General features: G+C 67.0%; 10 protein-coding genes. 5 read left to right on the top strand and 5 right to left on the bottom strand.

The window, feature by feature from the left end; all coding sequences use genetic code 11:
- Positions 1-19 precede the first annotated feature (19 nt).
- Positions 20-766, bottom strand: coding sequence for a tetratricopeptide repeat protein (locus CHB74_RS10360; RefSeq protein WP_179220800.1), 747 nt, complete (start codon positions 764-766; stop codon positions 20-22).
- The gene (locus CHB74_RS10365) at positions 763-1,503 is read right to left on the bottom strand and encodes an alpha/beta fold hydrolase (protein ID WP_089219557.1); all 741 of its coding nucleotides are present in this window, start codon (positions 1,501-1,503) and stop codon (positions 763-765) included. The genes CHB74_RS10360 and CHB74_RS10365 overlap by 4 nt, the downstream gene beginning before the upstream one ends.
- A gap of 84 nt (positions 1,504-1,587) precedes the next feature.
- Between CHB74_RS10365 and thrS the strand changes: the two genes are divergently transcribed.
- Positions 1,588-3,585, top strand: a complete 1,998-nt coding sequence (thrS, locus tag CHB74_RS10370; RefSeq protein WP_089219608.1) for a threonine--tRNA ligase — start codon at positions 1,588-1,590, stop codon at positions 3,583-3,585.
- Between the two features lie 6 nt (positions 3,586-3,591).
- Here the strand turns inward: thrS and CHB74_RS10375 are convergent, their stop codons facing one another.
- Positions 3,592-4,845 carry a glycosyltransferase family 39 protein gene (locus CHB74_RS10375; protein ID WP_144033767.1) on the bottom strand — a complete coding sequence of 418 codons (1,254 nt, stop codon included), beginning with the start codon at positions 4,843-4,845 and terminating at the stop codon, positions 3,592-3,594.
- A 283-nt stretch (positions 4,846-5,128) separates the two neighbouring features.
- On the opposite strand from CHB74_RS10375, the gene hisN reads away from it, so the two are divergent.
- A complete protein-coding gene (hisN, locus tag CHB74_RS10380) occupies positions 5,129-5,896 on the top strand; it encodes a histidinol-phosphatase (protein WP_089219559.1) in 768 nt (255 codons plus the stop codon).
- Between the two features lie 112 nt (positions 5,897-6,008).
- Here the strand turns inward: hisN and CHB74_RS10385 are convergent, their stop codons facing one another.
- The gene (locus tag CHB74_RS10385) at positions 6,009-8,132 is read right to left on the bottom strand and encodes an AsmA family protein (protein ID WP_089219560.1); all 2,124 of its coding nucleotides are present in this window, start codon (positions 8,130-8,132) and stop codon (positions 6,009-6,011) included.
- Between the two features lie 61 nt (positions 8,133-8,193).
- Entirely contained in the window at positions 8,194-8,742 is a 549-nt protein-coding gene (gene ppa / locus CHB74_RS10390; RefSeq protein ID WP_089219561.1) for an inorganic diphosphatase, read from the bottom strand.
- Between the two features lie 87 nt (positions 8,743-8,829).
- On the opposite strand from ppa, the gene hisS reads away from it, so the two are divergent.
- The 3 genes from hisS to prmC are packed head-to-tail and all read left to right on the top strand — an operon-like array spanning position 8,830 to position 11,976.
- Positions 8,830-10,077 carry a histidine--tRNA ligase gene (gene hisS, locus CHB74_RS10395; RefSeq protein WP_089219562.1) on the top strand — a complete coding sequence of 416 codons (1,248 nt, stop codon included), beginning with the start codon at positions 8,830-8,832 and terminating at the stop codon, positions 10,075-10,077.
- Entirely contained in the window at positions 10,077-11,162 is a 1,086-nt protein-coding gene (gene prfA / locus CHB74_RS10400) for a peptide chain release factor 1 (RefSeq protein ID WP_089219563.1), read from the top strand. The genes hisS and prfA overlap by 1 nt, the downstream gene beginning before the upstream one ends.
- The gene (gene prmC, locus CHB74_RS10405) at positions 11,152-11,976 is read left to right on the top strand and encodes a peptide chain release factor N(5)-glutamine methyltransferase (protein WP_089219564.1); all 825 of its coding nucleotides are present in this window, start codon (positions 11,152-11,154) and stop codon (positions 11,974-11,976) included. The genes prfA and prmC overlap by 11 nt, the downstream gene beginning before the upstream one ends.
- Positions 11,977-12,022: the final 46 nt, after the last annotated feature.

A 12,022-nucleotide genomic window follows, 5' to 3' on the forward strand; every position in this document is an offset into this window, starting at 1 on the left:
GCGCCACACACCTTGCCGATCACGGCTGCGGCGCGCCGCCCTTCAGCGCCAGAATCGCGGCCTGCCCGGCATCGCTTTCGGGTGCCAGCGTCGCCGCCCGCGTCCACGCGGCCTTCGCCTCGTCGGTCCGGCCCGCAAGCTGCGCGATATTGCCCTGTTCGAACGCGACGGGCGCTTCCTGCGGCGCCAGCCGGGCCGCCTCATTAATGTCCCTGGTCGCGCGCGGCAGATCATTCTGCCGGCGGGCGAGCGTGGCGGAGAGCAGCCAGGCCATCGGATCGCCCGGCACCAGCTTCACCGCCCGGTCGAGATCGGCCCGCGCATCGCCGAGATTGCCGATCGCCACATCGGCGCGCGCGCGATCGAGATGGGTCTCGCCGCGCATCTCGTCGGACAGAACCGGCAAGGCCAGCGCCCGATCGAAATGGTTGCGCGCCATCGCCGGATCATCGCCGGCCAGGGCGGCATTGCCCGCCTGCACCCACAGATTGGCCGCGCGGCCATCGCGCTGGATCCCCGCCTCCTTCGCCGCCTGCTCAAAGGCGATCGCCGCCGGCCCCCATCGTTCCTGCGCGGAATAAGCGAGGCCCAGGCACATCTTCGCCGGCAGGCCGCCGCCATTGCGCCACGCCTCCGCCTCGGCCACCGCCTTGGCGGGGTCGCTCTTCACCAGCGCGGCGCAGGCCTCGAAACGCTTCTGCGCGGGATCGACCGTCACCGGGGCGACGGGGCCGACCTGCAAGGCGAGGAAAAGGGACAGGATCACAGGCGCTCCAATATCTCGTCCACCGTCGCGATCAGCCGGGCAATATCCTCGCCCCGCGACAGGCGGTGGTCGCCGTCCTTGATCAACAGCGTCTGCACGTCGGCTGAACGGAGCGCCGCCGCCAGCTTCACCGCGATCAGCCAGGGCACATCGTCGTCCTGCTGCCCCTGAATCAGCCGCACCGGCCCGTCAAAGCCGATGCCGTCGCCCAGCAGCCGGTTGGCCTGCCCGCTTTCCCAGAAAGCGAGCGTCGTCAGATAAGGCTCGTCCGAATATTCGCTATGTTCCTCGATCCGGCCGTCACGCTTCAGCCGCGCCTTGTCCTCATCGTCGAAACCCCATTCGGTGAAATCGGGCGCGGCGGCCACGCCCACCAGCCCCGTCACCCGATCCGGCCGGGCCAGCGCGACCAGCAGCATCAGCCAGCCACCCATCGATGATCCGACCAGCAGCACCGGGCCTTCGACCAGCGAATCGATCGCGTGCAGCACATCGTCGCGCCAGCTCGCCAGCGTGCCATCGGCGAACCGCCCCTCGCTGGCCCCGCAGCCGGCATAATCGAGCCGCAGCATCGCACGCCCGGTTTCGGCGGCCCAGGCGTCCAGCGCGGTTGCCTTGCCGCCTTCCATGTCGGACATGTAGCCGGGCAGGAAGACGATCGTCGGCCCCCAGCCCGTGCGGTGGCGATAAGCGAGCCGGAGGCCATCGGGCCGGGCGAGAAAATCGGGATTGCTCATCGCTCATCCCTAGCGCGCTTGCCCTTTCGCCGCCATCGCGGGCATAAGCGCGCGTTTTCTCCAGTCTCAGGGATGCTTCAGCCGATGTCCGCCATGATCAAGATCAGCCTTCCGGATGGGTCCGTGCGCGAAGTCGCCGCCGGCACCACCCCGGCTGACATCGCGGCGGCGATCGGCCCGGGCCTCGCCAAGGCCGCGCTCGCGGCCCGCGTCGACGGCGAGCTGCGCGATATCAACCGGCCGATCGAGGCCGATGCCGCGCTCGCGCTGGTGACCGCGAAGGACGAGGCCGACGCGCTCGAACTCGCCCGTCACGATTTCGCGCATGTGCTGGCCGAAGCGGTGCAGGCGCTCTTTCCCGGCACGCAGATCACCTTTGGTCCCGCCACCGACGACGGCTTTTATTATGACGTGATGGCCCCGGCTTCGCGCGAGCCCTTCTCGATGGACGATCTGCCCGCGATCGAAGAGAAGATGCGCGAGATCATCCGTGCCGACAAGCCGCTGCGCCGCGAGGTGTGGAGCCGCCAGCGGCTGATCGACAAATGGCAAGCCGAAGGCGAAAGCTTCAAGGCCGAATGGGCCAAGGAGCTGCCGGAAGGCGAGGAACTGACCGTCTATTGGTCGGGCAGCGACTGGCTCGACATGTGCCGTGGCCCGCACCTTGCCTCGACGGGCAAGCTCGACCCGCAAGCCTTCAAGCTGATGCGCGTCGCGGGCGCCTATTGGCGCGGCGACCAGCGTAACGCGCAGCTGACGCGCATCTACGGCACCGGCTGGCTCAACAAGAAGCAGCTCGACGCGCATCTCCACAAGCTGGAGGAAGCCGCCAAGCGCGATCATCGCAGGCTGGGTGCGGAGATGGACCTGTTCCATCTGCAGCAGGAAGCGCATGGCAGCGTCTTCTGGCACCCCAAGGGCTATCGCATCTGGCGCGAGCTGGAAGCCTATATGCGCCGCGCGATCGACGGCGCGGGCTATCGCGAGGTCAAGACCCCGCAGGTGATGGACGCCCGCCAGTGGGAACAGTCCGGCCACTGGGGCAAATATCGCGAAAACATGTTCGTCATCCCCGACGAAGTGCCCAATGTCGACGATGAGGGCCCGATCGTCTCCTCCGATGCCGACTGGATGGCGCTGAAGCCGATGAACTGCCCGGCGCACGTGCTGATCTTCCGCCAGGGCATCAAATCCTATCGCGATCTGCCGTTGCGCCTCTACGAAAATGGCTGCTGCCACCGCAACGAGCCGCATGGCGCGCTCCACGGGTTGATGCGCGTGCGCCAGTTCACGCAGGATGACGCGCACATCTTCTGCCGCGAAGATCAGATCGTCGATGAGGTGCGGGCCTTCTGCGCGCTCGCCGACCGGGTCTACAAGGATTTCGGCTTCACCTATTCGATCAAGCTCGCGCTGCGCCCCGAAAAGCGGTTCGGCACCGAGGAGATGTGGGATAAGGCCGAATCGGAACTGCGCGACGCGGTCGCCGCCGCCGGCCTCAACACGCCGGAATATGGGTGGGAAGAACTGCCCGGCGAAGGCGCCTTCTACGCGCCCAAGCTCGAATGGCATCTCACCGATGCGATCGGCCGTACCTGGCAGGTCGGCACCATCCAGTCGGATCGCGTGCTGCCCGAACGGCTCGACGCCTCTTATGTCGGCGAAGATGGCGAACGCCATCGCCCGGTGATGCTCCACCGCGCGATCTTCGGCTCCTATGAACGCTTCATCGGCATCCTGATCGAACATTTCGCCGGCAAGCTCCCGGCCTGGCTCGCCCCCGTGCAGGCGGTGGTGGCGACGATCGTCTCGGACGCCGACGGCTATGCCGATCAGGTGGTCGATCGCCTGCGCGCCGCCGGCATCCGCGCCGAAGTCGACACCCGCAACGAGAAGATCAACTACAAGGTCCGCGAGCATTCGCTCGCCAAGGTGCCGGCGATGTTCGTCGTCGGCCGGCGCGAGGCGGAAGAAGGCACCGTCGCCGTCCGTCGCTTGGGCGAACAGGCCCAGTCCGTCCTCCCGCTCGACGAGGCGATCGCGCTACTGGCCAAGGAAGCAACCGCCCCCGATCAGGCCTGACCGGCCTTAGGCCGCGCGGAATTCGCATAGCCGATAGGCGTCGCGCTGGTGCGAATCGGGGAACAGCGCCTGCCGCGCGCGCGGCCAGGCCACTCCGTTCGCTGCCCTGATATCCGCAGGGCAGCGATTGCGCGTAATCAGCATCATGCGGTCGCGCCCCTTTGCAGGATGGGACGGCAGCGACCGGATCGCCGGAGCAAGCGTCAGCACACGGCGCGCGGTTTCGTCCATGGCCATGCGATCGGGCGCCTCGGCCGTCCAGGCCGATGCCGTTCGCTCAATTCGGCTAAGGTCAAAACTCCTGGCGAATGCCACCGTCACGGCATTGATGGCCAACATTGCCAACACGGCAGCAATCAGGAGCCGACCGCCAGCCAGCCAGCTTCGCGCACCTAGAACGCCGATAATCGCCGCGCCACAAGCCGCAACCGGCAAGAACATCCGTGGCTGCGGATCGACCGCCAAGGCATAAGCCAATCCACCAAAATAAGTTGCGCCGGCGAGCAGCAGCCACAATGGCGCCGCGCCAACCATGCCGCCGGGCGCTATGTCCCGGCGATGCAACATGACGAGGGCAAGCGCCGCCAACAACGTCGGGCCGATGGTCGGGTCGAACAAAAGGTTGAGCAGGCCGTCGATCGTCCAGTGGACGTGAATTCCCATCGCCCGGTGCCAGTTGCTAATAAATTCCGGGTTGAACAACGGGCTACGGGTCAGGTCGACACCGGGCGGCAGCGCGGTCGTCGGCAGCTTGCTATGGCCCATTGCGAGCGACCAGCTATGCGCCGGGTTGCCGGTCGCCAGCCAATAGCCGCCAGCCTCGAGCATCAGCAGCACCAGCCAGCCGCCGATCATTGCTGGCAACAACCGGCGTTGCCCGCCCGCCCACAACGCGACGGCGAGGATCGGCATCAACACGGCGGTCGTCGTTCGGCTCAACATCGCAAGCCCTAGCAACAGTCCTGCTGCGACGCCCCAGCGCCGGTCACCGCCGATCGTTGCCCTGTCCAGACAGAATAACGCTGCCATCACCCAGCCGAATTCGACGATGCCGACGTTGAGTGCAAGCAACTGGCCACCAAATGTCGGCGTCGCGACCAGCACAAAGGCGGCAATCCCTGCTGCCATTGGTCCGAATCTGCGCCCCACGATCGCAGTGAAAGCGAAAAGGCCGATCGCCCCGTAGAATATTGGCGTCAGCCATAATGTGGGGCGCGATTCGCCGAACAGCGCAATGGCGCCAGCCGTGGGAAGGGTCATCGGCAATCGCGCGGCCCAATGGGTTTCCGGCAGGCAGAAACCATGGGCGACGATGCAACGCGCCGCCTCCAGATAGTGCCAATCGTCACCGCCGCCGCCGATATAGCCGACGTGGTTGATCAGGCCGAGCAGCAGGGCCAGTGCCAATGCGGGGAGAAGCGGCCACCCCACCGGGGAACTCGCATCCCCGCTATGTATCGGTGCGGCAACAAGAGTTTGGCGTGGCTGATGATTCACGCGACCATGCCTATCGCGAATCCCCGCCAGCGGCTACGGCAACAGCATGATCGACGCCGACATCGCTCTGGCCCACCGCCTCGCCGACGCTGCCGGGGCGGCCATCCGCCCCTATTTCCGTGCCCGTTTCGAGATCGAGACGAAGGACGATGCCTCGCCCGTCACCCAGGCCGATCGTGCCGCCGAGGCCGCGATTCGCGCGATTCTGGAGGATGAGCGCCCGGCCGACGGCATCATCGGCGAAGAATATGGCAATGCCCGCGAAGGCGCCGACCGGCTCTGGGTGCTCGATCCGATCGATGGCACGCGCAGCTTCATCGCCGGGCGCCCGATCTTCGGCACGCTGATCGCATTGATCGAAGGCGGCGTGCCGGTGCTGGGCGTGATCGACCAGCCGATCAGCGGCGAACGCTGGATCGGCGCGACGGGGCACCCGACCCTGCTCAACGGCGTGCCTGCCAGCACCCGCGCCTGCGCGCGCATTGCCGACGCGCATCTTGCCACCACTGGCCCGCGCCTGTTCACCGATGTCGAGAAAGCGGGATTCGATCGCCTATCGGATGCCGCACGCGATACGCTGTGGGGTGGCGATTGCTACAATTACGCGCTGCTCGCGTCGGGCCATCTCGATTGCGTGGTGGAAGGCGGCCTCAAGCTCTACGATCTCGCAGCGCTGGTCCCCGTGGTCGAAGGCGCCGGTGGCGTCATGCGCGACTGGCAGGGCCAGCCACTGACCCGCGACAGCGACGGCCAGGTGATCGCCGTCGGCGATGCCGCCCTGCTCGACGCGGCACGATCGCTGCTGATCGGCTGAACGGCGCCTTAGAGCAGTTTCCGATCCGATCTGCGTCGGCTCGAATGCTCTAAGCTCTTTGTTGACCGCGCTTTCCGGGTCAGCAGGTGATTCCACCTGCCTGGAAAGCGCTCTAGCGCCCGTCCGGTCGCCCGCTGCCGACATCCTTGCGCGGCTTGCCCTTGGTGGTGCGTTGCGCGGTCGCCTGCGCGCCTGCCAGCACCGGGCCGCAGGCCGCCGCTTTGGCATCGCCGACATCGACGAAGGCCAGCACGGCCGCCGGCGGCGTCACCAGCGCGGCGAGGCCGATCCCCGCCCCGCCCCGCGCCAGCAATTCCGGGCTGATGATATTATAGCCGGGCCGCGCGAAATAGCCGTTCACCGCCACCGGCGACTGCGCCGAAAACAGGCTGAACTTCTTGCTGTCGGCGCGGAAGCGGACGTCGAGCGATTCGTCGCGAAAACTGAATCCGCCGCGCCCGATCATCACATTCTTGCGCGTGTCGATCAGGATCGGATCGGCCGCCGCGATGCCTTGCCGCACCGTGAAGGCGATCAGCCCGCAATTGATCTCGACCGGCTTCTTCAGCTTGTCCTCGAACATCTTGGTGATGAAGGTTCCGATATCGAGTTCGGACAGCTGGATGTTGCGCGTCCACAGGCTACCGGCGGGCAGGATGATGGCGATGCGGCCATCCGCCGTCGCCAGCGATTCATGCACGGTTTCGCCCCGTCCCTTCAACTGCGCGCGCGCCTTCAGCACGCCGCTGGTGCCCGATTGCTCGACGCCCCAGCCCTTCAGCAGCCGCGCCATCGGCGTCGGCGCCAGACGGATGTCATAATCGGTCAGCACCGGCCGCACGCGGGCGTTGATCGCGATATCGGAGGCGAGATGCCCGCCCGCGAGATCGAAGCTGAGCGGTGACAGCCGAAGCAGGCTGCGGTTCAGGTCCAGCGTCAGCGCGACATTGGATACCGGCAGATTATCCGCCCGGATGGTGCGGACGGCATAATCGACATGGGCATCGAACCCGCGAATCGCATCGATGCGCAACGGTGCGTCGGGCAGCACGCGGGGCGCGCCGTTCACCTGGCGGAGCGCGCCCGCCTTGCCCTCGGCCGCCAGCCGTTGCGGATCATAGCCGACGAACGGGCCGATATCGATGATGTCCACCTTTTCGGATCGCAGCACCGCATCGATCCGCAGGCGATCGTCGGGCATGGCGATATCCATCCGGCCGGAAAGGTCGCTGGCGCCGAATCGGCCCTTCAACCCGGTGAAACGCCACACGCCATCGTCGCGGGTCACCGCCGATGTCATACGATAGGCACGCGTCTCGGGAATCGCGACGCCCATCAGGTCGAACAGATGCGCCAGATTGTCGCCGCGCACCGCCAGCCGCAGATCGGCGCCGTCGATCTGCGTCGCCGCCGGCAGCGTGCCCGCAACGTCCATCACGGTGCGCATCCCCTCGGCATGGAAGGTCAGCCGGTTGCGGCCGCCGCCCACCGTCTCGTTGGGCGAAAGCAACGCGCCCGAAAGCATGAACGGCCGGCCGCGCAACGTGCCCCGGCCGGCGAAGCGCACGTCGTTCGCCACGCGCGTTTCGGCCGCGCGGATCGCATCGACGCGCACATCCGCGGCCAGCCGCATCCGGGGATCGCGATAGCGCACCGTCGTGCCCCGAATCGTCGCGCTGCGGATCACCGGCAGGTCCAGCGGCTCGCCCTTCCGCGCCGGATCACCCAGCGTCCAGCTATTGTGCCGCCCGGTTCGATCCCATTCGAGGTCGAGATGGCCGTCGGCAAGGTCGAGGCGATGGATCCGCCGGGTGCCGAACAGGAAAGGCAGCGTTGCGCCATCGAGCTGGATGTGGCGCGCCGTGAACAAATGGCGCTCGCTCGTCCAGCCGGGGTTGGCCACGCTCAGCCCCTCGGCCACGAACCTGAGGTCGATCGGATTGAAATAGAATTGAAAATCGCCGGCAACGCGCACCTCGCGCTCCGCCGTGCTGCTCGCCAGCCGCTCGAATGTCGGCTTCAGGAATCGGCCCTTGGTGACGAACAATATCGCCCAGGCCAGCAGGATCAGCCCGATCAGCGATGCCAATATCGCCACGCCCGCCGCCAGCGCGGTGCGCACAGGGGGCGTGCGTACGGTGGATTGCCGGGATGTCTCGACCGGCCTCGTCGCCCGATTCGCCGCGCGGTCGAGCGCGGCGAGATCGACGAAATCGCTGGAATCGCGATCTGCCATGAGGGGCTAAACCCCTCAGGCGTGGTCACTGTTCCCCTCCCGTCTGGGAGGGGGACAGGGTTCAGGCGGCCGACTTGGCCTTGTCCGCCTTATAGGCCTCGATCGCTTCGAGGATGATCTGCTTGGCTTCGGCGGCATCGCCCCAGGCGCCGATCCGCACCCACTTGTTGGATTCGAGATCCTTATAGTGGGTGAAGAAATGCTCGATCTGCTGCATCACGATCGCGGGCAGATGCTCGCGCTCGTCCACCTTCTCATAATAAGGGAAGGTCGCGTCCACCGGCACGGTCAGCAGCTTCTCGTCGCCGCCCGCTTCGTCTTCCAGCTTCAGCACGGCGATCGGGCGCACGCGCACCACGCTGCCGGGGATGAAGGGCGAACGCGCGATCACCAGCGCGTCGAGCGGATCGCCATCGGGCGAAAGCGTGTGCGGCACGAAGCCGTAATTGGCCGGATAGCGCATCGGCGTGTGCAGGATGCGATCGACGAACAGCGCGCCCGACTTCTTGTCGAACTCGTACTTCACCGGTTCGCCGCCAACGGGCACCTCGATGATGACGTTCAGGCTCTCGGGCGGATTATCGCCCGTCGGAATCAGTTCGATGTTCATGGTGCGGCGCAATAGTCCCCCTTTGTGACGGGTCAAGCCGCATCGACCGCTTTTTTCCGGCCACGAGTTGTTCTAGGGCCGCGGCCCATGACCAAGATCGTCACGCCCCAGGCCATTCGCGGCACCCAGGACATGCTGGGTGAGGATGTTCAGCGCTTCGCCAAGGTGGTCGAAACATTCGATAAGGTGCGCCGCCTCTACGGCTTCGGCCGGGTCGAGGTGCCCGTGTTCGAAGCGACGGCGGTGTTTGCGCGCTCGCTCGGCGAAACCACCGACGTGGTGTCGAAGGAAATGTATTCCTTCGAGGATCGCGGCGGCGATTCGCTGACGCTCCGGCCGGAATTCACCGCCGGCATCTCGCGCGCCTTCCTCACCAATGGCTGGCAACAGCATGCCCCGCTCAAGGTGGCGACGCACGGCCCGCTATTCCGTTATGAACGGCCGCAAAAGGGGCGTTTCCGCCAGTTCCACCAGCTCGATGCCGAAGTGATCGGCGCGGCGGAGCCCGCGGCGGATGTCGAACTGCTGGTCTTCGCCGATCAGTTGCTGCGCGAACTGGGCGTGGCCGACGGCGTCACGCTGACCCTCAACACGCTGGGCGATGCCGAAACGCGCGAAGCGTGGCGGACGGCGCTGGTGAAGCATTTCGAGGCGCATCGCGATGCGCTGTCCGAGGAAAGCGTCGAGCGGCTGGCCAAGAATCCGCTGCGCATCCTCGATTCGAAGGACAAGCGCGATCGCCCGGTGGCCGATGCCGCGCCGGTGATCGACGATTATCTGTCGGCCGAAGCCGGCGCCTTCTTCGATGCCGTGCAAAAGGGCCTGCAGGCGGCCGGCGTACCCTATGTCCGCAACGGCGCGCTGGTGCGCGGGCTCGATTATTACCGCCACACCGCGTTCGAATTCATCACCGATCGGCTGGGCGCGCAGGGCACCGTGCTCGGCGGCGGCCGCTATGACGGGCTGATCGAGGCGCTGGGCGGCCAGCCCACCCCCGCGGTCGGCTGGGCGGCGGGAATCGAGCGGCTGGCGATGCTGATTGATGCACCGGCTGCCGAAACGATCGCGGTCGCGGTCGTGCCGATGGGCGCCGCCGCCGAACTGGCTGCCACCGGCATCATCGCCGATCTGCGCCGCGCCGGCATCGCCTGCGACATGGCCTTCAAGGGCAATATGAAGAAGCGGATGCAGAAGGCCGATGCCAGGGGCGCCCGCTTCGCGGTCATCATCGGCGATGACGAGCTCGCCCGGGGCGAGGTCGCGCTCAAGAATCTCGTCGATGGCACGCAGCAGAATGTCGCGATCCCTGCCCTCGCGCAGGCGCTGGCCGGCTGATGGTTTCCATCCCCCCCGCGCGGATCGCGCAGATCGAGGCCCGGCGCGATGAATTGCAGGCGATGATGGCGCGCGGCGATCTCACCGCCGATCGCTTCGTCGCCGTGTCCAAGGAATATGCCGAGCTGGAGCCGGTGGCGGCAGCGGCGGGCGAAGTGCGCCGGCTGCGGGCCGAACTCGCCAATCTCCAGCACATGATGGCGGACCCGGACGCCGATGCCGAGATTCGCGAGATGGCCGAGGAGGAATCGGCAGCGATCCGCGAACGGCTGCCCGATGCCGAACGCTCGCTGGCCGTCAGCCTGCTGCCGCGCGACGCGGCGGACGAACGCGCGGCGATGCTCGAAATCCGCGCCGGCACCGGCGGCGACGAAGCGGCCTTGTTCGCGGGCGATCTGTTCCGCATGTACCAGCGTTATGCCGAGGATCGCGGCTGGAAGGTGGAACTGATCTCCGCCAATGCGGCCGAACTGGGCGGCTATAAGGAAGTCGTCGCCTCGGTCACCGGCGCGGGCGTGTTCGCCCGGCTGAAGTTCGAAAGCGGGGTCCACCGCGTCCAGCGCGTGCCGGCCACCGAAAGCGGCGGGCGCATCCACACCTCGGCCGCGACGGTGGCGGTGCTGCCCGAGGCCGAGGAGGTCGACGTCCAGATCGACGACAAGGATCTGCGTATCGACGTCTATCGCTCGTCGGGGCCCGGCGGCCAGTCGGTCAACACCACCGACAGCGCGGTCCGCATCACCCACCTTCCGACCGGCCTCGTCGTCATCCAGCAGGACGAAAAGTCGCAGCACAAGAACAAGGCGAAGGCCCTCAAGGTGCTCCGCACCCGGCTCTACGAGCAGGAGCGCGAACGGCTGGCGAGCGCGCGGGCGGGCGAACGCAAGGCGATGGTCGGTTCGGGCGATCGCTCCGAACGGATCCGCACCTATAATTTCCCGCAAGGCCGCGTCACCGACCACCGGATCAACCTGACGCTCCACCGCCTGTCGGAAATTCTGGAAGGGCCGGGGCTGGACGAACTGATCTCCGCGCTGATCGCCGAGGACGAAGCCGCGCGGCTGGCCAATCTGGATGCCGCCTGAAACCGCCCGCCAGGCGATCACGGCCGCATCCGCGCGCCTTTCCGCCAGCGATACGCCCCGGCTCGATGCCGAGCTGCTGATGGCGCATGCGCTGGGGCTGACCCGCGAAGCGATGCTGCTCTGCCATCTCGATGCGCCGGCACCCGCCGCCTTCGCCGCGCTGGCGGATCGGCGCGCGCGCGGTGAGCCCGTCGCCTATCTCACCGGCCGGCGCGCCTTCTGGACGATCGAACTGGCGGTCGGCCCCGGCGCCCTGATTCCCCGCCCCGACAGCGAGACGCTGATCGAGGCCGCCGTCGAACATTTCGGCCGTCAGGGCCCGGCCAGCATCATCGATCTCGGCACCGGGCCGGGCACCCTGCTGCTCGCCGCACTCGCCGAATGGCCGGCGGCCACCGGGCTCGGCGTCGACGCGTCGGAAGCCGCGCTCGGCTTTGCCCGGCAGAACGCCCATGATCTCGGCATGGATGGCCGCGCCCGCTTCCAGCCCGGCGATTGGGCGAACGGGATCGACGCGCGCTTCGATCTCGTCCTGTGCAACCCGCCTTATGTCGAAACCGATGCCGCCCTGGCCCGCGATGTGGTTGATCATGAACCGCATTCCGCCTTGTTCGCGGGTGCCGAAGGGCTCGACGATTATCGCCGGATCACGCCGATGCTCGGCCGGCTCATCGCCCCCGGCGGGCTGGCCGCGATCGAGATCGGCCACCTTCAGGCCCTGGCCGTCACCGCGCTGTTCACCGCGCAGGGCTTGCGCTGTTCGGTGCGGCAGGATCTCGCCGGGCGCGATCGTTGCATTCTCGTCCACGGCTGACGGCGGATCGTCGCACCGCACATATTTTCCCTTGGAATCGGCTGCC

The sequence above is a fragment of the Edaphosphingomonas laterariae genome, assembly GCF_900188165.1.
In the GTDB taxonomy this organism is placed as follows: domain Bacteria; phylum Pseudomonadota; class Alphaproteobacteria; order Sphingomonadales; family Sphingomonadaceae; genus Sphingomonas_E; species Sphingomonas_E laterariae.